The organism is Luteimonas marina, assembly GCF_007859325.1.
In the GTDB taxonomy this organism is placed as follows: domain Bacteria; phylum Pseudomonadota; class Gammaproteobacteria; order Xanthomonadales; family Xanthomonadaceae; genus Luteimonas; species Luteimonas marina.
Genome location: NZ_VOHK01000002.1, coordinates 312,308 through 337,148, shown reverse-complemented (window position 1 = coordinate 337,148; position 24,841 = coordinate 312,308). Strand labels below are relative to the sequence as shown.

General features: G+C 72.5%; 27 protein-coding genes. 13 read left to right on the top strand and 14 right to left on the bottom strand.

All coding sequences use genetic code 11. From position 1 onward, the window contains the following. Positions 1-16 precede the first annotated feature (16 nt). Together FQY83_RS05590 and FQY83_RS05585 are read left to right on the top strand one after the other, a co-directional pair. Positions 17-652, top strand: a complete 636-nt coding sequence (locus FQY83_RS05590; RefSeq protein WP_192906673.1) for an SGNH/GDSL hydrolase family protein — start codon at positions 17-19, stop codon at positions 650-652. Beyond that, positions 645-1,349: a class I SAM-dependent methyltransferase gene (locus FQY83_RS05585; protein WP_146385892.1), complete on the top strand. Its 705-nt coding sequence runs from the start codon at positions 645-647 to the stop codon at positions 1,347-1,349. The genes FQY83_RS05590 and FQY83_RS05585 overlap by 8 nt, the downstream gene beginning before the upstream one ends. On the opposite strand, the gene FQY83_RS05580 is transcribed toward FQY83_RS05585, so the two are convergent. The 7 genes from FQY83_RS05580 to FQY83_RS05550 all read right to left on the bottom strand — a co-directional run bounded on the left by FQY83_RS05580 (position 1,318) and on the right by FQY83_RS05550 (position 7,346). Continuing rightward, positions 1,318-3,666: an MMPL family transporter gene (locus tag FQY83_RS05580; RefSeq protein WP_146386348.1), complete on the bottom strand. Its 2,349-nt coding sequence runs from the start codon at positions 3,664-3,666 to the stop codon at positions 1,318-1,320. The genes FQY83_RS05585 and FQY83_RS05580 overlap by 32 nt on opposite strands. 10 nt (positions 3,667-3,676) lie before the next feature. Then, positions 3,677-4,276, bottom strand: coding sequence for a LolA-related protein (locus FQY83_RS05575; protein ID WP_146385890.1), 600 nt, complete (start codon positions 4,274-4,276; stop codon positions 3,677-3,679). Beyond that, entirely contained in the window at positions 4,239-5,255 is a 1,017-nt protein-coding gene (locus tag FQY83_RS05570; RefSeq protein ID WP_146385889.1) for a lysophospholipid acyltransferase family protein, read from the bottom strand. The genes FQY83_RS05575 and FQY83_RS05570 overlap by 38 nt, the downstream gene beginning before the upstream one ends. After that, positions 5,252-5,560, bottom strand: a complete 309-nt coding sequence (locus tag FQY83_RS05565) for an ApeI family dehydratase (RefSeq protein ID WP_146385887.1) — start codon at positions 5,558-5,560, stop codon at positions 5,252-5,254. Before FQY83_RS05565 ends, FQY83_RS05570 begins: the two co-directional genes overlap by 4 nt. A 7-nt stretch (positions 5,561-5,567) precedes the next feature. Then, complete coding sequence (locus tag FQY83_RS05560; RefSeq protein WP_146385885.1) at positions 5,568-6,290, bottom strand: lysophospholipid acyltransferase family protein; 723 nt, start codon at positions 6,288-6,290, stop codon at positions 5,568-5,570. Positions 6,291-6,396: 106 nt separating this feature from the next. Further along, positions 6,397-7,080, bottom strand: a complete 684-nt coding sequence (locus FQY83_RS05555; RefSeq protein WP_192906672.1) for a COG4648 family protein — start codon at positions 7,078-7,080, stop codon at positions 6,397-6,399. After that, on the bottom strand, positions 7,077-7,346 hold the full coding sequence (locus FQY83_RS05550; RefSeq protein ID WP_146385883.1) for a phosphopantetheine-binding protein: 270 nt from the start codon (positions 7,344-7,346) through the stop codon (positions 7,077-7,079). Before FQY83_RS05550 ends, FQY83_RS05555 begins: the two co-directional genes overlap by 4 nt. Before the next feature lie 177 nt (positions 7,347-7,523). On the opposite strand from FQY83_RS05550, the gene FQY83_RS05545 reads away from it, so the two are divergent. The 6 genes from FQY83_RS05545 (at position 7,524) to aroE (ending at position 12,830) form a co-directional block, all read left to right on the top strand. Continuing rightward, entirely contained in the window at positions 7,524-8,909 is a 1,386-nt protein-coding gene (locus FQY83_RS05545) for an NAD(P)/FAD-dependent oxidoreductase (protein ID WP_146386344.1), read from the top strand. Further along, positions 8,906-9,955, top strand: a complete 1,050-nt coding sequence (locus tag FQY83_RS05540; RefSeq protein ID WP_192906671.1) for a chorismate transformation FkbO/Hyg5 family protein — start codon at positions 8,906-8,908, stop codon at positions 9,953-9,955. Before FQY83_RS05545 ends, FQY83_RS05540 begins: the two co-directional genes overlap by 4 nt. Positions 9,956-10,136: 181 nt before the next feature. Beyond that, positions 10,137-10,385: a hypothetical protein gene (locus FQY83_RS05535; protein WP_146385881.1), complete on the top strand. Its 249-nt coding sequence runs from the start codon at positions 10,137-10,139 to the stop codon at positions 10,383-10,385. A gap of 129 nt (positions 10,386-10,514) precedes the next feature. Further along, positions 10,515-11,507, top strand: a complete 993-nt coding sequence (hemB, locus tag FQY83_RS05530; protein ID WP_146385880.1) for a porphobilinogen synthase — start codon at positions 10,515-10,517, stop codon at positions 11,505-11,507. Continuing rightward, positions 11,504-11,929 (top strand): GNAT family N-acetyltransferase, encoded by a 426-nt coding sequence (locus FQY83_RS05525; protein ID WP_146385877.1) that lies wholly within the window; start codon positions 11,504-11,506, stop codon positions 11,927-11,929. The genes hemB and FQY83_RS05525 overlap by 4 nt, the downstream gene beginning before the upstream one ends. Before the next feature lie 58 nt (positions 11,930-11,987). After that, positions 11,988-12,830 carry a shikimate dehydrogenase gene (aroE, locus tag FQY83_RS05520; protein WP_146385875.1) on the top strand — a complete coding sequence of 281 codons (843 nt, stop codon included), beginning with the start codon at positions 11,988-11,990 and terminating at the stop codon, positions 12,828-12,830. Between the two features lie 175 nt (positions 12,831-13,005). Here the strand turns inward: aroE and FQY83_RS05515 are convergent, their stop codons facing one another. The 7 genes from FQY83_RS05515 to FQY83_RS05485 form a co-directional block, all read right to left on the bottom strand. Next, positions 13,006-14,376 (bottom strand): DUF58 domain-containing protein, encoded by a 1,371-nt coding sequence (locus tag FQY83_RS05515; RefSeq protein WP_425478598.1) that lies wholly within the window; start codon positions 14,374-14,376, stop codon positions 13,006-13,008. Next, positions 14,373-15,362, bottom strand: coding sequence for an AAA family ATPase (locus tag FQY83_RS05510; protein WP_146385873.1), 990 nt, complete (start codon positions 15,360-15,362; stop codon positions 14,373-14,375). Before FQY83_RS05510 ends, FQY83_RS05515 begins: the two co-directional genes overlap by 4 nt. Then, positions 15,359-16,483, bottom strand: a complete 1,125-nt coding sequence (locus FQY83_RS05505) for a DUF4350 domain-containing protein (RefSeq protein WP_146385871.1) — start codon at positions 16,481-16,483, stop codon at positions 15,359-15,361. Before FQY83_RS05505 ends, FQY83_RS05510 begins: the two co-directional genes overlap by 4 nt. Further along, positions 16,480-18,063, bottom strand: coding sequence for a DUF4129 domain-containing protein (locus tag FQY83_RS05500; protein WP_146385869.1), 1,584 nt, complete (start codon positions 18,061-18,063; stop codon positions 16,480-16,482). The genes FQY83_RS05505 and FQY83_RS05500 overlap by 4 nt, the downstream gene beginning before the upstream one ends. After that, positions 18,053-19,174 carry a stage II sporulation protein M gene (locus tag FQY83_RS05495; protein ID WP_146385867.1) on the bottom strand — a complete coding sequence of 374 codons (1,122 nt, stop codon included), beginning with the start codon at positions 19,172-19,174 and terminating at the stop codon, positions 18,053-18,055. Before FQY83_RS05495 ends, FQY83_RS05500 begins: the two co-directional genes overlap by 11 nt. Beyond that, positions 19,171-19,854 carry an RDD family protein gene (locus tag FQY83_RS05490; RefSeq protein WP_146385865.1) on the bottom strand — a complete coding sequence of 228 codons (684 nt, stop codon included), beginning with the start codon at positions 19,852-19,854 and terminating at the stop codon, positions 19,171-19,173. Before FQY83_RS05490 ends, FQY83_RS05495 begins: the two co-directional genes overlap by 4 nt. A 148-nt stretch (positions 19,855-20,002) precedes the next feature. Further along, positions 20,003-20,560 carry a gamma carbonic anhydrase family protein gene (locus tag FQY83_RS05485; protein WP_146385863.1) on the bottom strand — a complete coding sequence of 186 codons (558 nt, stop codon included), beginning with the start codon at positions 20,558-20,560 and terminating at the stop codon, positions 20,003-20,005. Positions 20,561-20,613: 53 nt separating this feature from the next. On the opposite strand from FQY83_RS05485, the gene FQY83_RS05480 reads away from it, so the two are divergent. From FQY83_RS05480 to FQY83_RS05460, 5 genes are all read left to right on the top strand, one after another. After that, positions 20,614-22,029 (top strand): coniferyl aldehyde dehydrogenase, encoded by a 1,416-nt coding sequence (locus FQY83_RS05480; RefSeq protein ID WP_146385861.1) that lies wholly within the window; start codon positions 20,614-20,616, stop codon positions 22,027-22,029. 4 nt (positions 22,030-22,033) lie between these two features. Further along, a complete protein-coding gene (locus FQY83_RS05475) occupies positions 22,034-22,483 on the top strand; it encodes a TFIIB-type zinc ribbon-containing protein (protein WP_158636435.1) in 450 nt (149 codons plus the stop codon). Positions 22,484-22,744: 261 nt separating this feature from the next. Next, positions 22,745-23,581: a COG1361 family protein gene (locus FQY83_RS05470; RefSeq protein WP_146385859.1), complete on the top strand. Its 837-nt coding sequence runs from the start codon at positions 22,745-22,747 to the stop codon at positions 23,579-23,581. Next, positions 23,578-24,105 (top strand): hypothetical protein, encoded by a 528-nt coding sequence (locus FQY83_RS05465; RefSeq protein ID WP_146385857.1) that lies wholly within the window; start codon positions 23,578-23,580, stop codon positions 24,103-24,105. Before FQY83_RS05470 ends, FQY83_RS05465 begins: the two co-directional genes overlap by 4 nt. A gap of 31 nt (positions 24,106-24,136) precedes the next feature. Continuing rightward, the gene (locus FQY83_RS05460) at positions 24,137-24,838 is read left to right on the top strand and encodes a hypothetical protein (RefSeq protein ID WP_146385855.1); all 702 of its coding nucleotides are present in this window, start codon (positions 24,137-24,139) and stop codon (positions 24,836-24,838) included. Positions 24,839-24,841 lie beyond the last annotated feature (3 nt).

Sequence of the window (24,841 nt, the reverse complement as noted above, 5' to 3'; positions counted from 1 at the left end):
GATTGTCGTTCGCGCCGTGTCCGCACCCACCGCTCCTTCCTTGCGCTACCTCGCCCTCGGCGACAGCTACACCATCGGTGAAGGCGTCGAAGAACCCGGCCGCTGGCCGATGCAGCTCGCGCGCGCGCTGCGCGCGGACGGCATCGCGCTCGCCGATCCGCGGATCATCGCCACCACCGGCTGGACCACCGACGAGCTCTCGGCGGCGATCGATGCCGCGGAACCCCTGGGCGCCTTCGATTTCGTCTCGCTGCTGATCGGTGTCAACAACCAGTACCGCGGGCGCGACGTCGCCGACTATCGCGACGGGTTCGATGCCCTGCTCGCGCGCGCCGTCGGCTTCGCGCACGGCCGTGCCGATCGCGCGCTGGTGCTGTCGATCCCGGACTGGGGCGTGACCCCGTTCGCGATCCAGTCCGGTCGCGACCGCGACCGGATCGCGCGCGAACTCGACGCCTTCAACGCCGCCGCGCGCGAGGCCTGCGATGCGCGCGGCGTGGCCTTCGTCGACATCACGCCGGCCAGCCGCGCGCTGGGCGGCGGGGTCGCGATGCTCGCCGACGATGGCCTGCATCCGTCGGCCGCGATGTACGCCGAATGGACGCGGCTGGCGCGGCCGGTCGCGCGTCGGTTACTGTCCGCGCATGACTGACGACACCGCGCGGCCGCTCGACGCCGCGACCGCGAAGGGAATCGCGCGCGCCTTCCTGCCGGCGCGCCCGTTCGGCAACCGCCACGACTACTACTACACGCTGGCCAAGCTGCGCACCGATCCGCTCTACCCCGGCGTGCTCGCCGCGCTGCGCGGCAGCAGCGCGCCGCTGCTCGACCTCGGCTGCGGCCTCGGCCTGCTCGCGCACGCGCTGCGCGCCGACGGACAGGCGATGCCCTATGCCGGCGTCGACATCGATGCGCCGAAGATCGCGCGCGCGCAGCGCATCGCCGGCCGTGCCGGGCTGGCCGACGTGCGCTTCGACGTGGTCGACCTCGCCGCCGGCTATCCGCCGCACGCGGGCAGCGTCGCGATCCTCGACGTGCTGCAGTTCCTGACCCGCGAACAGCAGGCGGTCCTGCTCGACGCCGCGATCGCGATGCTCGCGCCCGGCGCGACCCTGGTGATGCGCGCCGCGCTCGACGACGGCGGCGCCCGCATCCGCCGCACCCGCCTCGGCGACCGCTTCGCCGCGCTGGTCGGCTGGATGCCGGACCGGCCGAAGCACTATCCCGCGATCGACGAACTGCGCGCCCGCTTCGAGGCCGCGGGACTGGCCGCGGACATCCGGCCGTGGTTCGGCAACACGCCGTTCAACAACTGGCTCATCGTCGCGCGGCGTCCGCAGCAACCGTAGCAGCGGCCGGCTGGCGCGCGACCAGCAGCGACAGCGCGAAATTGAACAGCACCCCAAGCGCGACCGTGCTGCCGATCGCGCGCAGCACCGGGATCGACGACAGCGCCAGCAGGCTGAACACCAGCAGGGTCATCAGGCTGCAGACGATCACCGCGTGCAGGGTGCGCAGCTGGTCGTCGCGGTCGTCGCCGGCATGCTCGAAGAACAGGGCGTAGTCGAGGCCGAGGCCGGCGCCGAGGATCAGCGAGACCAGGTGGAACAGGGTCAGTTCGACCCCGAACCCGCGCAGCACCGCCAGCACCAGCAGCGTGGTCAGCGCCATCGGCAGCAGCACGCGCGCGACCCGGCGCGGCGAACGCAGCGCGATCCAGACGGTGCCAACCAGCAGCAGCGCTGCGAGCGCCAGTGCGCCGAGGATGCGCGTGCGGTAGTCGGCCACCAGCGATTCGGAGGCCTGCTTGAGGTCGAGCAGGCGCGCGCCGTTGGCTTCCGCCACGCGCGCGACCGCGGCCACGTCGGCCAGCCCGCTCAGCGAGACCAGCGCGGTAGCGTGCGCGCCGGCGTCGACCAGCAGGCCGGAGACGCTGGCCGCGAGCGGCGTGCCGTCGAGGTCGCGCGGCTGCAGCGGTTCGGCCTGGCGCGCGCGTTCGACGTCGGCGACGAAATCCTCGAAGGCGTCGGTCCGGAACGGCGAGTCGGCGAGCGCGGCATCGAGCGCGGCGCGCAGGTCCGCGGGCGCGGGCAGCTTCTGCTGGCGCGTGCGCTGCACGCCTGCGCTCGGCAGGTAGCGCGCGGCGAGGTCATAGCCGTCGATCGCGCCTTCATCGACCAGCGCATCGAGCGACGGGCGCAGCCGTTCGCTCGCCTGCAGCGCGGCCTGCGCATCGGCCGCCTGCAGCGCCAGCACGTAGCGCACGTCCGGCGCGCCAAGCTCCGCGCGCAGCTGCGCGTCGCGCTGCAGCAGCGGTTCCGGCACCGGCGTCAGCTTGGACAGGTCGTTCTGCCAGAACGCGCCGGGGCGCCACGCGACCACCGCCAGCGCGACCAGCGCGACCGCGAGCAGCGACCAGCGCGGCCGCGGCAGCGTATCGATCCGGTGCCACAGCGCCTGCAGGCGTGGCGAACCGGCGACGTCGCGCGGCGCGGGATCGATCAGGCCGGGCAGCAGGAAACGCGTGCACAGCGCCGCGGTGGCGAGCGCGACGATGGTGAACACCGCCAGCTGGCGCAGTCCGTCGACGCCGGAGAACAGGAAGGTGACGTAGGCGATGCAGGTGGACGCCACGCCCGTCGCCAGCGCCGGCCACAGCGCGCGCACGCTGCGCCAGGGCGACAGGCCGGCGTGCTGGTGGCTGAAGAAGTGGATCGGGTAGTCCTGCACGACGCCGATCAGGGTGAAGCCGAAAGCGATGGTGATGCCGTGCACGCGGTCGCCGAACAGCAGCACCAGCGCGGCCAGTCCCGCGAGCCCGGCGCTGGCCAGCGGCAGCACGCCGAGCAGCGGGATCTTCCAGCTGCGGTAGGCCAGCAGCAGCAGCAGGATCAAACCGATGCTGTCGACGGTGCCGATCCAGCGCGCCTCGCGCTCGGTGCGCGCGCCGATCTCGTCGGCGAAGGCGCCGGGGCCGCTGACCTCGAGCGCGCCCGCCGCGTCGCCGCGCGCCTGCGCGTACGCCGCCTCGATCGCATCCACCGCCTGCCGCTGTCCGTCGGGATCGAACCCGGCCGCGCGCGTTTCCACCAGCAGCAGCGCCTGCTCGCCGGCGCGGTCGAACCAGACGCCGTGCAGCGTCTGCGGCGCGTGCGCGGGCAGCCAGGCCTCGGCGAGCTTCAGCGTTTCCAGCGTGGGATCGGACGGCAGCAGCGGTTCGACCAGGTCGGCCGCGGGCGAGCCGAGGTCCTGCAGGCGCGCGTCGAGTTCGTCGCGCAGGAAACCGGCGTCGAAGGCCTGCGTGTCGAGCGTGGGCGAGAGCAGGTAGCGGTACGGCCGCAGCCGCTCCGGGATCGCGTCGAGCCCGGCGCTGGCGCCGTTGGCGACGAACACGAAACGCTCGTCCGCCGCGAGTGCCTCGCCGATCGCCTGCGACCGCGCGGCCAGCGCTTCGCGATTGTCGCCCGACAGCGCCAGCAGCAGCAGGCGCGAGCCCGGGCCTTCGCCGAGTTCGTCGATCAGCAGCTTCTGTTCCGGCGTGCGCGCATCGGGCAGGAAGCGGCGCAGGTCGCCGCTGAAGGACAGCGACTGCGCGACCCACCACCCCGCGGCGAGCAGCAGCGCCAGCCACGCCAGCGCGTGGGCCAGGCGTGCGCGCGCGCCCATCGCGGCCACGTCAGGCGTCGCCGTCGCCGCGGCACAGGGCCGCGATGTCGGCGGCGTCGCCGGCGCGGGTGGCCGCTTCGGCGGCGGCGGCCATCAGCGTGCGCTGCGCCTCGCCCCTGGCCGGCGTGGTTTCGATGCAGCGCAGTTCGTCGCCGCGCCCGTGCAGGAGGATCTCGCGCAGGCGCGCAGCGAGCTTCGGATCGCGCGGCGCCAGGCGCAGCGCCCAGCGTTCGCGCGTGCCCTGCGCGTCGAGGATGTAGTGCCGGCGCAGCGCCCCGGCGTCGCCCGAGAGCAGCGCGCCGAAGCTGGTCTGCAGCGCCGCCAGTTCCGGCGCCCGCGACAGCGCGAACCGGCGCTCGGGCTTGCCGGCGCGCGCGATCGTCGCCTCGCCGCCGCGGATCGTGGTGGTCTCGGCGTAGGGCGCGCGCACCTCGCGCACCAGGGTGTCGGCGTCGGGGCGGCGGTACTCGCCGGACAGGCGCAGCGGCGCCTTGAGCATCGGCGAATCGCGCACCTCGACGAAGGGCGTGGTCGCCGGCACCGGGCGCGCCAATGCGCGCAGGATCGCGTCGCTATCGGGGCCGGCCTGCGCCCACGCCGACGGCGCCATCGCCAGCAGGCAGGCGGGCAGCCATCGCCACCGGCCCCGGATCGCCGCCGGGCGCGGAATGCGCGGATCGTGGAGCGTGTTCGTCGACATGCCAGAAATCGTAGAAGTTGAACCAGTTGTAGGGCGCCTGCCGGGCATGATGCTCCAGCCGCGCGGCGTAACCGCGGATGAGCGCGCCGAGGGCTTCGTCGCGGCGTCCGCGCTGCAGGTCGACGGGATCGCTGAACGGTTCGAACGCCAGCGCGTAGCGGTTGCCGCCACGATACAGGCCGAAGCCGAGCACCACCGGCAGCTTCAGCACCGCCGCCATCTGCCACGGCGCCAGCGGGAACGGCGCCGGCTCGCCGAAGAACGGCGCCAGCGCCGAGGCCTGCCCCGGCAGGCTGCGATCGACCAGCAGCGCCACCAGCGCGCCTTCGCTGGCCGCCTGCTGGATCTGCAGCATCAGCGCCGGGCCATCCTGGCTGGCGTCGATCACGCTGGCCGCGAACTCCGGCGCCAGCGCGTCGAGCAGCTGCGTCAGCGCCCGGCTCTGCGCCTTGTCCAGCACCACGCGCAGCTTCAGCCCCGGGCGCTGGCGCGAGAGCACGCGCAGCACCTCGAAGCTGCCCAGGTGCGAGCCGAACAGGAGCACGCCGCGGCCTTCGTCGACCTTCGCCGCCAGCGCCTCGAGGCCGCTGACGGCGATGTCGAAGCGCGCTTCCCCGCCGTCGAGCAGGAACGGCCGGTCGAGGATGGTCGAGGCGAAGGTGTGCACGTGCCGGGCGCCGTCGCGCAGGCGCGCCGGGCGTCCCAGCGCGCGGTCGAGGAAGGCGATCGAGGCGCGTCGCTCGGGCCCGCGCCGCAGCAGGAAGTACAGGGTGATCGGGTACAGCAGCAGGCGCGCGAGCGGACGCCCGGCGAAACGCGCGATCGCCAGGATCAGCCGCAGCGCGAAGCGCCCGCCGCCCTCCGGCCGCCGTTTCCAGTCCACGCTCATGCCGCTTCCCCCGCCGCCCCGGCGACGACTTCCCCGCTGGCGATTGTCGCTCCTGCGCGCAGCACGCGGAACCGCCAGCGCGGCGACGGCGACGGCGAGACCGCCTCGAATTCGATCCTCGCCGCCTCGCCCGGCAGCAGCGGCTGCAGGAACTTCACCTGCGGCAGGCGCAGCGGCGGCAGCGGGCCGTGCGCGGCCTCGATCGCCGCGACCACGCGGTCGAGCACCACCACGCCCGGCACCACCGGACGCCCGGGGAAATGGCCGGGCAGGCTCGGGTGGTCGGGGTCGATCACGAAGTCCATCGCCGCCTCAGGCCCAGTCGCGCAGCATCGCCAGCACCTGCGCCTGCGCCTGTTCGGCCAGCGCCTGGCGCGGCACCGGCCGGCCGTCGACCCGCACCGGCAGCGGCGTGCCGAAGCCGAGCCGGATCGTGCCCGGACGCACGCGGAAGCCGCCCGCCGGCAGCACCTGGCCGGCGCCGTGCAGCGCCACCGGCACGATTTCGACGCCGGCATCGATCGCCGACTGCAGCGCCCCGGCCTTGAACGGCGCGACCTCGCCGCTGCGGCTGCGCGTGCCTTCCGGGAACAGGCACAGGCTCTGCCCGCGCGCCAGCATCGCCGCCGCCTGCCGCCGCAGCAGCGGGCCGGCGCGGCGGTCGTCGCGGACGATGAACAGCATGCCGGTGGCCGCCGCGTACCAGCCCACGAACGGCATCTTCTTCATCTCTTCCTTGAGCAGGAAGCGCAGCGGCACCGGGATCGCGCGGAACAGCGCGCAGATGTCGATCACCGACTGGTGGTTGGCGACGAACAGGTGCGGCTTCGACCAGTCGATCCGCGCCTGGCCCTCGACCTGCAGGGACGCCCCCGCGCCCGCGAGCAGGCCCGGCGCCCAGCAGCGCGCGGCCATGCGCAGCGGCAGCCGCGCCTGCGGCCCCGAGAACACCCGCACCAGCAGCGCCAGCGTGATCCAGCCCGCGGTCCATGCCAGGGTGAACGCGAACCCGATCGCGCTGTGCAGCCATCGCATCACGTCCCTCGTCCCCGCTCGTGGCGCATCCCTTCCGTCCCTCTTTCCTTCGTGGTTGCACAGGATACCGTCGCCCCCCGCGCCGGCGCCTGAAGCGCGGAGCGCCTCAGCGCAGGAAATCCCGCCAGAACGCCGGCCCCAGCGCGCCCATCCGGCGCAGGAAGGTGATGAAGCCGTGGTGGCGCTCGGGGAAGCGGCGCTTGCGCCACAGGAACTCGAGCACGAAGAAACCGCCGACGATGCCGTAGTTGAGCAGGTTGGCGAACCACGACCACTGCGCATGCGTGATCGGCCACGGCGGCGCCACCCCGGCCTGCGCCAGCAGCCCGCCCGGGCTGGCCAGCAGCGCCAGCACCAGGTTCGCCAGCCCCAGCAGCGCCAGCAGCCCGGCCCAGACCGCGGTCAGGCCGCGCGCGTAGCGGGCCACGTCGACGGGCAGGCGCTCGGGCGGCACGCCGTCGAGCCCGGACACGATCCGCACGATCAGCGGCACCCGCCCCGGCCGCAGGCTGCGCCCGAACAGCCAGGCCACGAACGCGACGAACACCACCGGCACCAGCAGCAGCGGCAGCGCCGCCAGCCCGGCCCGGAACAGCCACCACGCGCCCGCCGCCGAGGCCGCCGCCAGCGCGAAGGCCCAGGGCCGCAACCGCAGCAGCGGCGCCACCAGCACCAGCGCCACCAGCACCAGCAGGGCGGCGAACGCCAACCGCGCGTCGCCGCCGGCGCTGGCGCCGTGCGCCAGCAGCGCATAGGCCACCGCCAGGACGATCTGCAGCGCGAGGGTCAAGTCGTGCGGTGCTGCTGGACGTGTTCGGACAGCGCCCGCAGCGAGGCGAAGATGCGCCGGTTCTCGTCGCTGTCCGAGCGCAGCTGGAAGCCGTAGCGCTTGCTGATCGCCAGCGCCAGCTCCAGCGCGTCGATCGAGTCCAGCCCCAGCCCGGCGTTGAACAGCGGCGCCTCGGGGTCGATCCCGTCCGCGGCCACGCCGTCCAGGTTCAGGCTTTCGACCAGCAGTTCGGCGAGTTCGCGTTCGGCGTCGTTTTGCGGGGACATCGGCATCGTGGCTAATCGGACAGGGCCGCAACAATCGTGCATCGCGCCGCCCGGCGCAAGCGCGGGCGCCGTTCAGGCAGGGCGCCGCGGCCGGCGGTTCGCCACCGGGAAGGCCGCGGGGGCGTCCGCTATCATGCGCACCCCGTTCCACGCATGCACGCGAAGACCCGCAGCTCGATGGCCAGCCCCGCCCCGCCCGCCCCCGCCCCGACCGGCATCGAGGACTGCGACGTCCTGGTCATCGGCGGCGGCCCCGCCGGCAGCACCGCGGCGGCCGGGCTGGCGCGCCGCGGCTGGCGCGTGGTGCAGCTGGAGAAGGACGCCCACCCGCGCTTCCACATCGGCGAATCGCTGCTGCCGATGAACCTGCCGATCCTCGAGCGCCTGGGCGTGCTGGAGCAGGTGCGCGCGATCGGCGTGTACAAGGCCGGCGCCGATTTCCCGGTGCACGGAACCGGCACCCCGGCCGACGGCGGCACCCACGTGTTCCGCTTCGATCGCGCGCTGGACCCGAAGTTCGGATACGCCTTCCAGGTGCGCCGCGCCGAGTTCGACCAGCTGCTGTTCGAGCACGCCCGCGCCAGCGGCGTCGATGCGCGCGAGCGGGTGAAGGTGGTGCGCGTGGATTTCGGCGACGACGGCCGCCCGGCGCTGGTGCACGCCACCGCCGCGGACGGCGCCGCGCTCGCGTTCCGCCCGCGCCACCTGGTCGACGCCAGCGGCCGCGACACCTTCCTCGGCAACACCTTCAAGCTCAAGCGCAGGAGCGACAGGCACCAGTCGGCGGCGCTGTTCAGCCACTTCCGCGGGGTGACGCAGCGCGAGGGCGAGGACGCCGGCAACATCACCGTCGACCGCTTCGAGTACGGCTGGTACTGGCTGATCCCGCTGCCGGACGGCGTGATGAGCGTCGGCGCGGTCTGCTTCCCCGAATACCTCAAGCAGCGCCGCGGCAGCAACGAAGCCCGCTCCAATGAAGAATTCCTGATGCAGACCCTGCAGCGCACCCCCAGCGTGTGGGAGCGCATGCAGGGCGCCGAGCGCGTCGCGCCGGTGCACGCCACCGGCAACTATTCCTACCAGTGCAGCCGCATGTCCGGTCCCGGCTGGGTGATGGCGGGCGACGCCTTCGCCTTCATCGACCCGGTGTTCTCCTCCGGCGTGTACCTGGGCATGAACAGCGCCGAGCACGCGGTGGAGGTGGTCGACGGCACGCTGCGCGAGCCCGCGCGCGAGGCCGCGCTGCAGCGGGCGATGGACCGGCGCCTGCGCCGCGGGCTGAAGCACTTCTCGTGGTTCATCCACCGCTTCACCACGCCGGTGATGCAGCGCCTGTTCTCGGCGCCGCGCAACGACTGGCGGCTGGAGCAGGCGGTGATCTCGATGCTCGCCGGCGACGTGTTCGACAATCGCGCCGTGCGCTGGCGGCTGTACGCATTCCGCCTGCTCTACGCGCTGAACGCGATCGCGATCGCGCCGCAGGCGCTGCGCGGCTGGCGCAATCGCCGCCGCCAGGTCGGCGAACAGTTCGCCGGCGATACCCTGCACGAGGGCAACCCGTGAGCCGCCCCGTGCCGCTATCGCCGGGTTTCCCGCCGCGGCTGAGCGTGGACTACGTCGCCGACGCGACGCCGGCACAGCTGCTGGCACAGCCGGACGTGCTGGCCTTGCTCGGCTTCGGCGACGACGCGCCGCGGCTGGATGATCCGCGCTACCTGCGCGTGCCGCTGCAGACGCACGGACCGGCGCAACTCGAGGTGTGGCGTGCGCATGCGCCGGTGCGCAGCGGACGCACGCCTGCCCCCGCGGAGGCGGGGGGCGAGATCGCCTGGTCGAGCGACGGCCAGCTGCTGTTCGGCGCGATGGAGGTCGACGAGCCGGCCGGGCACACCGGCGAGGGCGACAACAGCGGCATCATGCTCGCGGCCGAGCACGCCTATCGCGCGCTGACGCACTTCGTCGGCGGCAGCGAGTATCCACGCCTGCTGCGCGTGTGGAACTACCTCGACGCCATCACCCTCGGCGACGGCGACGGCGAGCGCTATCGCCAGTTCTGCGTCGGCCGCGCGCGCGGGCTCGGCGACTTCGACACCAGCACCCTGCCCGCGGCCACCGCCATCGGCCGCTGCGACGACGCGCGCACCATCCAGGTCTACTGGCTGGCCGCGCGCGAACCGGGCACGCCGGTGGAGAACCCGCGCCAGGTCAGCGCCTACCGCTACCCGCGCGAATACGGCCCGCAGCCGCCGAGCTTCGCCCGCGCCATGCTGCCGCCGCCGGGCAGCGCGATGCCGCTGCTGCTTTCGGGCACCGCGGCGGTGGTCGGCCACGCCTCGCAGCACGCCGGCGAACTGCTGGCCCAGCTCGAGGAGACCTTCGCCAACTTCGACGCCCTGCTGGGCGCGGCGCGCGCGCGCAATCCGGCGCTGCCGGCGCAGTTCGGGCCGGGTACGCGGCTGAAGGTCTACGTCCGCGACCGCGCCGACCTGGCGCCGGTCGCCGCCGCCCTCGACGCCCGCTTCGGCGACCGCGTACCGCGGATCCTGCTGCACGCGGCGATCTGCCGGCGCGAACTGGCGGTCGAGATCGACGGCGTGCACGACGCCTGACGCCATCCGACAGGATGTCATCCCGACCGGAATTCTGTCATTTCGACCCCGGACTTGATCCGGGGGAGAAATCTTCCTCCGCCCCCTGAGACCAAGCCCTCCACTTGCCCCGGTCACAATCCGCCCACACCTGCCGTCGTGAACGCACAAGCATCCGGCTTGTCACGGGAGGACTGAAACCATGGGACTGATCAGCCTGCTCTGGGGCATCGTGGCGATGCTGTGGATGATCCTGGCGCTGATCCCGGTGATCGGCATCACCAACTGGCTGCTGATCCCGTTCGCCGCGGTCGGCGCGGTGATCGCGGCGATCGGCGTGCTGTTCACCCGCACTGGCCGGCGCGGCCGCGCCAAGGCCGGGCTGGTGATCAACGGCATCGTCATCTTCGTGGCGATCTGGCGGCTGGGCCTGGGCGGCGGGGTCCTGTAGGTCGGGGCTATGCCCCGACATCGGGATCGCGACGATGGCCGGGCGTCGGGGCAAGCCCCGACCTGTTGCGGACCGCACCCGGACATTCCGTCCCGCGCCCGGCCACGCCCCGGCGCGTAGAATCGCGCCATGGCCTACCCCGATACCCGCCTGCGGCGGATGCGCCGCGACGACTTCTCGCGCCGGCTGATGCGCGAGACCGTGCTCAGCGCCAACGACCTGATCTACCCGGTGTTCGTGCACGAGCCCGCCGGCCGCGCGCCCGTGCCCTCGATGCCGGGCGTGGAGCGCCTGTCGATCGACGAACTGCTGCGCGTGGCCGAAACCGCCAGCGAGCTGCGCATCCCCGCGCTCGCCCTGTTCCCGGTCACCGCGCCGGAGGCGAAGTCGCTCGACGCCGCCGCGGCCTGGGACGACGAGGGCCTGTGCCAGCGCGCGGTGCGCGCGCTGAAGGCGAACTTCCCGCAGCTGGGCGTGATCACCGACGTCGCGCTCGACCCCTACACCGCGCACGGCCAGGACGGCCTGCTCGACGACAGCGGCTACGTGGCCAACGACGCCACCGTCGAGGCGCTGGTGCAGCAGGCGCTGTCGCACGCGCGCGCCGGCGCCGACGTGGTCGCACCCAGCGACATGATGGACGGGCGCATCGGCGCGATCCGCGTCGCGCTGGAGGACGCCGGCCACGTCCACACCCGCATCCTCGCCTACGCCGCCAAGTACGCCTCCGCGTTCTACGGCCCGTTCCGCGACGCGGTCGGCTCGGCGTCCGCGCTCGGCAAGGCCGACAAGACCACCTACCAGATGGACCCGGCCAACGCCGACGAGGCGCTGCGCGAGGTCGCGCTCGACCTCGACGAGGGCGCCGACATGGTGATGGTCAAGCCGGCCCTGCCCTACCTCGACATCGTGCGCCGGGTGAAGGACGCCTTCGGCGTGCCGACCTTCGCCTACCAGGTCAGCGGCGAGTACGCGATGCTCAAGGCCGCGGCCGGCCACGGCTGGCTCGACGAGCGCGCCTGCGCGCTGGAGGCGCTGGTCTCGATCAAGCGTGCCGGCGCCGACGGCGTGCTGAGCTATTTCGCGCTGGACGCGGCGCGCTGGCTGCGCGAGGACGGATGATCCGCCGCGCCACCAGCGACGACATCGCCGCGATCGCCCGGTTGGCCGGCCAACTGGGCGGCGCGACCGAGCTGGCGGGCCTGCCGGCGCGGCTGGGGCGGATCCTGGATCTCGCCAGCCACGCGGTGTTCGTCGCCGAGGGCGAGGCGGGGCCGTGCGGGTTCGCCGCCGCCGAGCACCGCCTGCTGCTGCCGTTCGGCGAATGGGTGGAGCTGACCTCGCTGGTGGTCGACGAAGCCCTGCGCCGGCAGGGCTTCGGCACGCGCCTGGTCGCGGCGGTCGAGGCCTGGGCCGCCCGGCGCGGGGTGGAGCGCGTCCTGGTCCGCTCCAGCGTGACCCGGGACGCAGCGCACGCCTTCTACCCTGGCCTCGGCTACGCGCTGCTCAAGACCCAGCACGTCTACGCCAGGACCCTGCGCTGACCCCGCCGGCCTGCGGTTAGACTCTGGGCGGGGAGCCACGAACGGGAGTCCGTCCGACATGAGCAAGCACTACGCCGTCTTCGGCCATCCCGTCGCGCACTCGCTGTCGCCGCGCATCCACGCCGCGTTCGGGAAACAGGCCGGCATCGACCTGCGCTACGAGGCGATCGACGCCACCCACGAAGCCTTCTTCGACGCGCTGGAAGCCTTCGCCGCCGCCGGCGGCCTCGGCGCCAACGTCACCCTGCCGCTGAAGGAATCGGCGTTCGCGCTGAGCGCGACCACCACCGAGCGCGCGCGCCGCGCCGGCGCGGTCAACACCCTGGTCCGGCTCGACGGCCAGTGGCACGGCGACAACACCGACGGCGCGGGACTGGTCCGCGACCTCACCCAGCGCCACGGCCTCGACCTGCGCCAGCGCCGCACCCTGCTGATCGGCGCCGGCGGCGCCGCGCGCGGGATCGCGCCCTCGCTGCTCGATGCCGGCATCGGCGACCTGTTCATCGTCAACCGCACGCCCGAACGCGCCGACGCCTTGGCCGACGCGCTCGGCCAGCCCGGCCGCGTGCACCCGCGTTACCTCGCCGACCTGCCGTCGCTGGGCGAATTCAGCCTGCTGATCAACGCCACCTCGGCCGGGCGCGACGGCACGCTGCCGCGCCTGCCGATGTCGCTGCTGGGTCCGCGCAGCAGCGCGGTCGACCTGAGCTACGGCGAGGCCGCGATCCCGTTCCTGGCCTGGGCGCGCGCGCACGGCGCGCACGAGGCGATCGACGGCCTGGGCATGCTGGTCGAGCAAGCGGCGGAGAGCTTCGCGCTGTGGCATGGCGTGCGGCCGCAGACCGACGAGGTGTATGCGCAGCTGCGCGATCGGCATGCGGTGCTGGTGACGGCGGATTGACTGCGCCTTCGAGGTCACGAAGGGGGCGACGGCGCTGGCTTCGGATACCGGATTTCTCCCTTCGGTCGAAATGACACTTCCGACTGTCATTTCGACCGAAGGGAGAAATCTCGTGACGTCGCCTGTCACGCCCCAACGCATCGCAAGGCCAGGCAGCGGCGGGCCAAGGCCCGCCCTACAGCAATCCGTCGCGCTTGATGGCGAGGTAACGTTCCACCAGCGCCGCAGGCAGCTGCTCGCCGGTCACGTCCAGCACCATCACGCGATGACGGCGCAGGGCGTCGTGCGCGGCGGCGCGCTGGGCGAGGTAGCGGGCGGTGGCGCCGGCGCGCACGGCGGCGGCGAGGTCGTGCACGTCCTGCTCCAGCACCTCGTCGAGCGCGCGCTCGCGCAGCGAGGCGACGACGACGAGGTGGCGCTTCTGCAGCATCCGCACCGCCGCCAGCACGTCCTCGATGTCCTCGTCGCGCAGGTTGGTCACCAGCATCAGCAGGCCGCGGCGGCGCTGGCGCAGCGAGAGTTCGGTGGCGGCGGCGAGGTAGTCGGTCGCCACCGGCTGCGGCTGCAGGTCGTAGCTGGCGCGCAGCAGGGTGTCGATCGCGGCCATGCCGCGCTGCGGCGGCACCCAGCGGCGCTCGCCGCCGGTGGCAAGCAAACCAACCGCATCACCCTGCCGCAGTGCGAGGTAGGAGACCAGCAGCGAGGCATCGAGCGCATGGTCGAAGTGCGCCAGCTCGCCCCCAGCGTGCGCGATGGCAGGATCGCGCGCCATCATCCGCCGGCCGGTGTCGAGCACCACCACCAGTTGCTGGTTCTTCTCGTCCTGGTATTCGCGCGAGATCAGCTTGCGCGCGCGCGAGGTCGCCTTCCAGTCGATCTGGCGCAGGCTGTCGCCGACGCGGTACTCGCGCATCTGGTGGAAGTCGGTGCCCTCGCCGCGGCGGCGCTTGATGTGCGCGCCCATCATCCGCGAGGCCTGCTCGGCGCTGACCAGCGCGAACTTCGTCAGCGGCGCGAAGTTGGGAAACACGCGCACGCGCTGCGCCGCGCCGGCGACGCACAGCCGGCGCCACAGCCGCAGCGGCGAATGCAGCACGAGGTGCACGCCGTCGAACGCGAAGCTGCCGCGTTCGTTCGGCCGCAGCCGGTAGCCGACGCTCGACACCATGCCCGGCGCCAGCGCCAGCCGGCGCGGCAGGCCTTCGACGTCCCAGCCGCCCGGGTGCAGGTCGTGCACGTCCACGCGCAGGCGTCGCGCGCCGGGTTCGAGATGCAGCTGCACCTCGCGCTCGATACCCAGCGCCAGCGCCTCGGGCACGCTGCGCGCGACGTCCGGAACACCGAGCCGCAGCAGCAGCGCCAGATCGACCAGCACCAGCGCCGCCAGCGCGAGCCCGGCGATCGCCCACGCCTGCGCCGGCAGCCAGCCGATGCTGGTCGCGACGCCGAGCAGGCCCCAGGCGACGGCGCACGCGACCAGCCCAGGCGCCGGTCGCGGCAGAGCGCGACGGTTGGAAGCCGGACGGCGGACGGGCGCGGCGCTCACTTGCGCGGCGCATCCACCCTGGCCAGCAGCGCGTGCAGCACCTGGTCGGCATCCTGGCCCTCGATCTGCAGCTCCGGCGCCAGCGCGATGCGGTGCCGCAGCGCCGGCTTCGCCACTTCGCGCACGTCGTCGGGCGTGACGAAATCGCGGCCCGACAGCACCGCCTGCGCGCGCGCCGTGCGCACCAGCGCGAGGCTGCCGCGCGGCCCGGCGCCGAGCGCGATGCCGGGCCAGGTCCGCGTCGCCGCGGCGATCCGCACCGCGTAGTCGATCACCGCCGCATCCAGCGTGGTCATCGCGGTGCCCTGCTGCAGCGCGACGATCTCGCCGGCGTCGAGCACCTGCGCCACCTGCGACAGGTCGAAGCCGGCGGCGACGCTGCCCTCGCTGATCGCGGTCACCATCGCCACCTCGTCGGCGTGCGCGGGATAGTCGATCAGCACCTTGAGCAGGAAGCGGTCGAGCTGCGCCTCGGGCAGCGGATAGGTGCCCTCCTGCTCCACCGGGTTCTGCGTGGCGAGCGTCATGAACGGCGGCGGCAGCGCGAAGCCCTGTCCCTCGATGGTGACCTGCTGCTCCTGCATCGCCTCCAGCAGCGCCGACTGCGTCTTGGCCGGCGCGCGGTTGATCTCGTCGGCGAGCAGCAGGTTGGTGAAGATCGGGCCGCGGCGCACGCTGAAGGTTTCGCTGCGCGCGTCCCAGACCGCATGGCCGCTGACGTCGCTCGGCATCAGGTCCGGGGTGAACTGCACGCGCGCGAACCCGCAGCCCAGCGCCCGCGACAGCGCCCGCACCAGCAGGGTCTTGCCCAGGCCCGGCACGCCCTCGATCAGCACGTGGCCGCCGGCGAGCAGCGCGACCAGGATCTGGTCGAGCACGTCGGCCTGGCCGATGAAGGCCTTGGAGACTTCGTCGCGAACGCGGGCGACGCGTTCGGCCAGGGCGTCGCCGGTGATCGCTGCGGGAACGGAAGCGGAGTCGGTCATAGTCGTGTTCTCATCTCGATGAGTCGGGCCACGCGCAGCCGGAAATCCTGGCCGTCGCGGGGACGCGGGGAACGCAGGGCGTGTTCGATGTCGGGGGCGGGCAGGCCGGTGCGCGCCGCGATCGCCTCCGCTTGCGCCACGCCTTCGAGCGCCGCGGCCAGCGGGTCGCGGCGGCGCAGGCGGGCGAGGAAGGCGTCGCGCACCGCGGCGTGCAGCAGCGACGACAGGCCGTGGCGGCGCAGGTGCTCGCCGCTGGCCTGCACGTGTTCGAGCAGCGAGCGTCGCGCCTCCGGCGGCGCCGGCATCGCCGGGCCGACGCGCTGCACGCGCATCCACAGCCAGGCCAGCAGCGCCAGCAGCAGCGGCGCCCACGCCATCCACGCCTGTTCCAGCAGCAGGCGCCACAGCGGCGGCACGTTGGCGGCGTAGACGAGGTGGATCGTGCCTTCGCCGTAGTTCGGGTCGAGCAGCTGCCGCGTCAGCGCGAGGTGCGGCCCCTCGTCCAGCGCGTCGTTTTGCATGAAGTCGATCGACGACAGCACGTCGACGATGCCGTCGCCGCGCTGCTGGCGGGCGAACACGAAGCCGTTCGCGAAATCGCCCCAGGACAGCAGCGGATCGATGCCCTGCAGCGTGAAGCGGGTGCCGCTGCAGAACTCCACGTGGCGCGACTCGCCGGGCACGATGAACGTCTCGCAGCCGCCGGAACCGGGCTTGAGCGCGAGGCCGAGCTGCGGCAGCAGCTCCCACGGCCGCGCGTCGGAGAAGCACCAGCCGCGCGGCGTGGTGACGATCAGGTGGCCGCCGTCGCCGACCCAGTACAGCAGGTCGTCGACCTCGCGCGTGCTCAACGTGCGCGGATCGCCGGACACGAGCACGGTATCGCGCGGACCGAGCGTGGTCTTCGCCAGGTCCAGGCGCTGACGCGAATCCACGTCGACGCCGTCCACGCGCAGTGCGCGCTTGAGCGCGTACAGCGGGTTGTACGCCGCCTCGCCGCCCGGCGGCAGCGCGACCGTGCGCACCACGCGCACGTAGGTGTGGTGCCACCAGGCCGCGAACAGCGCCAGGCACAGCAGGCCGAGCAGGCCCAGCACGATCGTCCGCGCGCGCCCGGTCATCGCGCCCACCCGAAGCGCTGCGAGAGTTCGCCGAGCAGCGACTCGAACTCGTCGTCCGCCGGCAGGTGCCGCGCATACGCGGCGTATTGCCAGACGCGGACCATGCGCGCGAATGCGCTCCGGTCATCGGCGTCGGGCATGCGGCGCGAGGCGCGCAGGCATTCTGCCTCGGTCGCGCCGGGCACCAGCGCCACGCCGATGCGCGCGGCCATCGCCTCGACGCTGCCGCGGTACAGCAGCGCCAGCGCGCGCCGCGGCCGGCCCTCGCGCCACAGCCGGCGCGCTTCGGCGGCGAGGTCTTCGGGCAACGCCTCCGGTTCCACCGCGACGGTCTGCACGATTTCGCTTTCCGCGACGGCGCCGCCACCGATCCCGCGCATCCACGGCCACCAACGCTTCGCGGTCAGCGCCAGCGCGAGCAGCAGCACGCCCAGCAACAGCCACAGGCCGTATTCGCCGACCAGGGCGAGGACCTTGACCAGCGTCCGCAGCCACGGCGGCATGTCCTTCGGCGGTTCGGGCACCTTCTTGTTGCGCGGCTCCCATCCGGCCTGCGTGCGGCTGCGGTTGAGCAGCGGATCCTCGTAGGCGCGCTTGACCGCCTGCCGGAACGGCCTGTGGTCGACCACCGCATCCTCGCCGAACACGCGGGCCAGGGTCGAGGCCTCCTCCGCGGGCGGCGTCGCCGCTTCGCCCGCCTTCGGCGACATCTGCGCGGCGCGCGCGCGCTCGTCCTGGATGCGCTGCCCGGCCTGCGCGGCGACCGGTGGCGACAGCAGCATCAGCGACAGCGCGAACAGCGACAGCGCCAGGACCGCGGACTGCGCGATGCGCGCGCGCATCCGCCGCAGCGCGATCTCGATGTCCCAGGCCTCGATCCGCACGCGCCGGTTGAGGTACAGGCCGAAGCCGGCGCCGACGAAGAACGGCTCGATCGCCGACATCGCCAGCCACAGCGCGAAGTTGAGCGCGAGCTGCGCGCCGCGCGGCGGATCCTCGGTGATCAGCGCCCACATCGCCCGCGCCGATTCGGACAGCAGCTCGGTCGGCACGAACATCAGCACCAGCGACAGCAGCGACACCAGCAGCGCCGCCACGAACAACTGGCACACCAGCGCCAGCAGGAAGGCATGCCCCTGGATGCCGTCGACCACCACCGCCCTGCGCGCGCGCAGCGCATCGCCGTCGAGGCCCTCGAGCAGCTCCACCGGCATCGCGATCGAGCGCCACGGGCTGGCGCGGCGCCAGCCCAGTCGCCCGCCGATCCCGCGCCAGCCCCAGCTGCGCTGCGCGGCCAGCACCTGACGCAGCGTCGGTGCGTCGCCGAACACGGCGCGGGAGAGCACGAACAGCACGATGCGGTCGAACAACGGCAGCAGCCACCACATCGCCAGCGCCGCCAGCCACAGCGCGTCGATCGCCCACACCAGCGCATTGAGCAGCGCAAACGCCGGCAGCGTGAGCGCCGCCCACGGCCGCCAGATCGCGCGCGCGTGGCGGCGCACCAGCGCCATGCCCAGTTCCACCGCTTCCCAGGGCGAGCGCGGGCGCAGTTCGACGCGGACCTGGTCAAGGCGCAAAGTGCTGCTCCCTGTCGGCTCCCGGCTGCCGTCCATGGCGGGACATTTCCGCCTTCGGATCGCCCGGCCCGGCCATCCATGGCCGGTCGCTCGGCATGACGGCGCGGCGGTGCCGCGCCAGCTCGTCATCGCCTCGCCCACCAAACACCAACCACCCCAGCACCAGCGCCCACAGCAACCCGCCGACGCCGAACTTCACCGCTGCCGGGATCGAACCGGTGGACGACCAGAACGCCTCGACAAAGGCCGCGAACACCAGCATCGCCAGGATCCCCAGGCACAGCCGCGCGCCCACGCGCCCGGCCTCGACCAGCGCATCGACGCGCCGCAGCCGCCCCGGCGCCAGCAGCGCCAGCCCCAGCCGCAGCCCGGCCGCACCCGCGATCACGATCGCGGTCAGCTCCGGCGCCGAATGCCCGGCGACGAAGCGCCAGAACGGATCGCCGTGGCCGATCGCCTGCAGGTGCCCGGCGAGCACGCCGAACACCACGCCGTTGAACACCAGCACGAAGGCCGTGCCCACGCCCGCCAGCAGACCGGAGGCGAAGGTGCGGAAGCCGATGCTGACGTTGTTGAGGATGTAGTGGCCGAACATCGCCACGTCGGTCTCGCTCTCGCGGCCGAGCTTGTGCGAGCCGTCGGCCGGGTCGTACATCGACTCGAACCGTGCCAGCTGCTGCGGATCGAACACGCTGTGCGCCAGCTCCGGCCACTGCTGCACGGCGAAGAACAGCGCCAGCGTCGGCAATGCGAACAGCGCCGCCGCCAGCCACAGGTAGCCGCGCTGCGCGCGCACCAGGCGCGGGAAATCGGCGAGCAGGAAACGCAGTGCGCGCCGCCACGGCGGCGGCGGCGCGCGATACAGCACGTTGTGGCCGCGCTGCATCAGCGCCTGCAGCCGCGCGGTCACCTGCGGGCTGTAGCCGCGTCGGCGCGCCAGCGCGAGCTGCTGGCACAGGCGGCGGTAGCGCGAGGGCATCTCGTCGTCGCGCAGGCCGTCGCCGCTGCGCGCCGCGCGCAGGCGGGCCGAGACTTCGCCGCGCTTCTCCAGCCAGGTCTCGAAATCGCGCCACTCGGCCTCGTGGCGGGCGACGAACGCGTCCTGCCTCATGCGCGCCGCCCCGTCAGCCAGTTGGCCACGCCGAACAGCCGCACCACGCCGGCGTCGCCCTGCGCGCCGGTCAGCGGCTCGGCGATGCCGGCCAACTCCTGCTGCCGCTGCGGCGTGAGCGTCCCGGCGCGCTCGGCGAAGGCGATCACCGCCGCCTGCTCGCCCGGCAGCAGCGGCACCGGCGGCGCGTGGATCGCATTGACGTGCGCGCCTGCGGCTTCGCGTACCCGCGGCGCGTGCACCACCATCGTCCGCGCCACGATGTCGCCCAGCCGCCGGCCCCAGGGATCGATGAGGCTCGACGACAGGCCGAAGGCATAGCCGAACGGCAGCATGTCGACGGTGCGCATCAGGTTGCGCACGAACGCCGCCATCCAGCCGATCGGCGCGCCGTCGGCGGCCAGCACGCGCAACCTCATCGCGCGCTTGCCCGGCGTCTGCCCGTCCCACATCGCCTCGAACGCCACCGGATAGGCCCAGACCACCAGGAACAGGAACACCAGATAGACACCGATGCCGACGCGCCCGAGGAAGCCGAGGAACATCGACGCGACCAGCACCAGCGCGAAGCGGATCGACAGGTCGATCAACCACGCGAACGCGCGCGGCACCGGGCCGGCGGCGGGCAGCCGCAGCGCGACGCCTTCGGGCGTGTGGATCTCGCGGACGGTATCGAGCATCAGCCGGCCACCGCGTCCGATGCGGTCATCGCGTCTGCCAAGCCCCTGTTCCCCCGTCCGTCCAAGCGTCCGCCGCGTCGATCCCCGTACCGGCGCTACTGTAGCGCGGGCCGTTCGTCGCCGATGCATCCGACCTGCAGGCGCAACCTCAGCCCAGCGCTTCGCCCAGGTAGTCGTCCTTGAGCCGCACGTAGTGCCGCGCGCTGTAGTACAGCGCCTCGATCTGCGCGTCGTCGAGCCGGCGCACGAACCGCGCCGGGTTGCCCAGCCACAGTTCGCCCTCGCCCACCACCTTGCCCGGCGGGACCAGCGCGCCGGCGCCGACGAAGCCGTGCTTTTTCACCACCGCGCCGTCCATCACCACCGCGCCCATGCCGATCAGGCAGGCGTCCTCGATCCGGCAGGCGTGGATGATCGCCTTGTGGCCGACGGTGACGTCCTCGCCGATCACGGTGGCGAAGCCGCCGTTCTTCAGGTGCGGGCCGTCGTGGCTGACGTGGACCACCACGCCATCCTGGACATTCGTGCGCGCGCCGATGCGGATGAAGTTGACGTCGCCGCGGACCACGGTCATCGGCCAGATCGAGACGTCGTCGCCCAGCACCACGTCGCCGATCACCTCGGCCGAGGGATCGATGTACACGCGCTGGCCGAGTTCGGGCAGCTTGCCGCGATAGCGGCGCAGGCGGGCAGGCAGGGGCGTCATGGACGCGCATTGTAGTGCTCCGGCTCGATCCGCCGCGCCTACACTTGCAGGACATGGACGCCACCCCCGAGACAGCGGTCGCCGACCTGGCGCCCACCCTGGCCCACCTGCGCGACGCCTGGCAGGCCCGCAAGCCCGGTCCCGCGCAGCGCCGCGACGACCTCGCGCGCCTGCGCGACGCGCTCAAGCGCCGCCTGCCGGAGATGGCCGACGCCATCGCCGCCGATTTCGGCCACCGTTCGCGTCACGAGTCGGTCATCGCCGACGGCATGACCGTGCTGACCGAACTCGACCACCTGCGCCGCCACCTGCGCGGCTGGATGAAGCCGCGGCGCGTGGGCACGGGCTGGCGCTTCTGGCCGGCGCGCGCGGAGGTGCGCAGCGAGCCGGTGGGCGTGGTCGGCGTGATCTCGCCCTGGAACTACGCGGTCAACCTGGCGCTGATCCCGCTCGCCACCGCGATCGCCGCCGGCAACCACGTCTTCCTCAAGCCGTCCGAGCACACGCCGCGCAGCGCCGACTTCCTGCGTTCACTGCTGGCCGAGGTGTTTCCCGCCGACCGCGTCGCCGTCGCCACCGGCGGCGCCGAAGTCGCCGCCGCCTTCGCCGCGCTGCCGCTCGACCACCTCGTGTTCACCGGCTCGACCGCGGTCGGCCGCAAGGTGATGGCCGCGGCCGCACCCAACCTCACCCCGCTGACGCTGGAGCTGGGCGGCAAGTCGCCGGCGATCGTCTGCGACGACATGCCGGTCGAACGCGCCGCCGCGCGGCTCGCCACCGGCAAGTGGTTCAACGGCGGCCAGACCTGCATCGCCCCGGACTACGTGCTGCTGGTCGGCGATGCCGCGCGCCGCGATGCGCTGGTACAGGCGCTGCGCGATGAAGTCGCCGCACGCTACGGCGACCTGTCCGACGCCGGCGACTACACCCGCATCATCAACGACGCCCAGTTCGCGCGGCTGCAGGGCTATCTGGAAGACGCGCGCGCGCGCGGGCTCGACATCGTTGCGCTGACATCGACGCACGATCCCGCCACGCGCCTGTTCGCGCCGACCCTGGTGCTCGAACCCGGCGACGACGCGACGGTGATGCAGGAAGAGATCTTCGGCCCGATCCTGCCGATCCGCAGCGTCGACTCGCTCGATGCCGCGATCGCGCACGTCAACGCCAACGACCGCCCGCTGGCGCTCTACCCCTTCAGCCACGACCGCGCCAGCGTCGAGCGGATCCTGCACCACACCCTCGCCGGCGGCGTCACCGTCAACGACACCCTGCTGCACTTCGGCATCAACGCCCTGCCCTTCGGCGGCGTCGGCGCCAGCGGCATGGGCGCCTACCACGGCCGCGCCGGCTTCGACGCCATGAGCAAGCAATTGCCGATCCTGTGGCAGCCGCGCCGCGCCGGCAGCGACCTGCTCAAGCCGCCGTATGCGAAGGTGGCGAAGTTCATCGACTTCCTGGTGCGCTGACGCCATGCCCGCCTGCCCGGTCGATCGATCCACCATGCAGGCCATCGCGCTGCCCGGTGGCCAGGCCGAACACCAGTGCCCGCGCTGCGCCGGGCTGTGGATGCCCGGCGCACTGGTGCGCGCGAGCCTCGGCGAAATCCCGCGCCAGCGCCTGCAGGCGGCCGGCAGCGCGCGCAGGCTGCGCTGTCCCGACGACGACGGCGCACTGGTCGCGATCATGCACCGTGGCGTCGAGATCGACGTCTGTCCACGCTGCAGCGGCGTCTGGCTCGACGCCGGCGAGCGCATGCGCATGCTCGAGGCGTCGCGGCCACCGGCCAGGCGCCAGGCAGGCGCCACCGACATCTCCGGCGCCATCGAACTGATCGATCTCGGCGCCGGGCTGCTCGACGGCGCCGGCGACGTCGCGGGCAAGCTGCTCGAGTTCGTCGGCGAGGCCTTGTCCTCGCTCTAGGCCTGCAGTCGCCGCATGAAATCGTGAACTGGAACCTGCGCCGGACCACGACGATCCCTCGCCGCCGGTGCCCGGCTGCCGGGCCTTGCTGCTGGCGTTGTTCCGGCCGGTGGACATCGCGCCGATGGCGGCTGACGCCCCCTTTTTTCCGGCCACCCGCACCGGGTCTTGGCCGCGATTCGGCCGCATTTGACACTGCCGAGCGGGCGGCAGTAGGATGCCATCCGTCAAGTTGCGTCCTGTCAGGGAGGCACGTCGTTCATGGCAGCTACCCATGAAGCGGAGCGACCTTCGCTGCAGCTTGCCGGCACGTCGAAGAAGCGGCTGTTCTTCACCGGCCCCCCGCAGGCGCTCACCGGCCTGATTCCCCTGGTCAACCACAGCGACGCGAAGCTCAAGCTGCGCAGCATCGGGCTGTCCTCGCCGTCGCTGAAGGGCGCCGCCAGGCTGCCGCTGGGAACGATGCCGTTCTATGCCCGCCTGCACCCGGGCGAGCAGGCGGATGTTCCCGGCACCATCATGCTGGATTCGAGCACGCCTCCGGGCAGTCACCGGCTCGAGATCACCGTCGGCGACACCACGGTGCCGGTCGAGGCGCATGTCGAGGAAGTGGTCGACCTGCGGATGAGTCCCGCGCAGATCACGATCCTGGCCGGAAGCACGACCAGCTTCACGCGCACCCTGGTGGTCGAGAACGCCGGCAATGTCGACCTCCCGACCGGCGAGTTGTGCGAGACGCCGATCGTCGACTCGAACGACCTCGCCTCGGCGCTGGTGGCCGGGATCAACGATTCGGACAAGTCGACCATCGAGGCCATGGTCAAGGGCATCCTGCTGAAGTGGGGAGAGCTCAACGCCGGCACGCTCGTCACCCGCCGGCCGGCGATGGTCCTGCATCCCGGGCAGAAGCTTGCCGTCGAGATCCGGTTCGAACTGCCGGCCACGCTGAAGCCGCTGCGCCACTACTGGGCGAACCTGCAGCTGTACAACGCAGCGCTGTCGGTCGACATCTACACCACCGCCAACTATGGCCGCAAAGCCGCGGATGGCCGCAAGAAGGCGGCCAAGCGCGGCAAAACCAGGGAGAGCGCCAGATGAACAAGGGAGGATCGGCCCCCAGCATCCCGAAGGACTTCACGCTCGGGATCGGAGGCACTGGCTCGACCATCCATGTCGACAGCGACCTGGACAATATCAGCGTCCGTATTCCCGAGATCGGGCCCATCACCACCACCTCGACGGTGAATGGCGATTCCAAGGTCGGCCTGAAGGTCGAGCCGCTGAAGATCGAGCCGCTGACGGTCACCAGCAACTCCAACACGAACTCCGTCGTCGACCTCAAGCCGGTGGCCGTGGATTCGTGCCAGACGATCAAGATCGCGCCGTTGCCGCCGATACGCATGGAGCAGCCGTACTCGCAGCACTTCGGGTTTGTCGTCATGGGCGTGGAACTGTTCGGCTTCAACAGCTCGGGCAGCTACGAGACGCTGCTGAACCATCCGGCGCGTGGCGCGCCGTGCTGCGGGCACCATGCCGATGGCGAGCACGGGCGGCCAGGCGCCCGATCCGAATCCACCGTGACGCGCAACGACCGTGGACTTCGCGTCCGCATCGGCGGGTAGCCGCGCGCACCTTCCCGCCAGGAGACCCATCATGCAGTCCTCCCGCTACGCCAACGACCCTGCACAGGCCAAGGGACCGGAAGTCCTCTACGGCTACTGCCACGACAGCCGCAGGATGCGGATGATGGACTACGGCGATTTCATGAGTAACCTCAACCGGGGTTACTCCAACCTGTACCAGGCGCCGGCCGGCATGGCCTCCGCGCTCGCCCCCGCCGCCAACGCATTCGCGCCGGACCACCGGCGCCAGCAAGGCTGCGGCTGCCGTGACGAACCGGAGGATTGCAGCTGCAACTGCTGCATCCAGTGCGCGGACATCGTCGAATACGCCTATTGCGGCGAAACCCGCAAGATTCCGATCACCTTCGACAACGACTCGCGCCGCGAGCGCCAGGTCAGCCTGCAGATCGGCGGGTTCAACACCGACGGCGGACATCCGCTGCCGTGGAAGGCCTCGCTCTCGGACGCAACGTTCACCCTCGGCCCGTGCAGCCGGAAGAACGTCCTGGTGACGGTCAACATCGACTGCGGGCAGGGCAACTTCCGGGAGGCCGCCGTCAACGTGTCCGCGGACGCCGGACCGGCCCGCGCCACGCTCGAGTCGTGCACGGTCGGCTACGCGCGACTGGCCGCCGACGGCTGCCTCATCCGCCCGCTCATCGTCGCGGTCGCGGTCCTGCCCGACCATTGCCACGCGCACAGGGTCAGCTGCCTGTGCGGTTGCTGCTGCTGACCG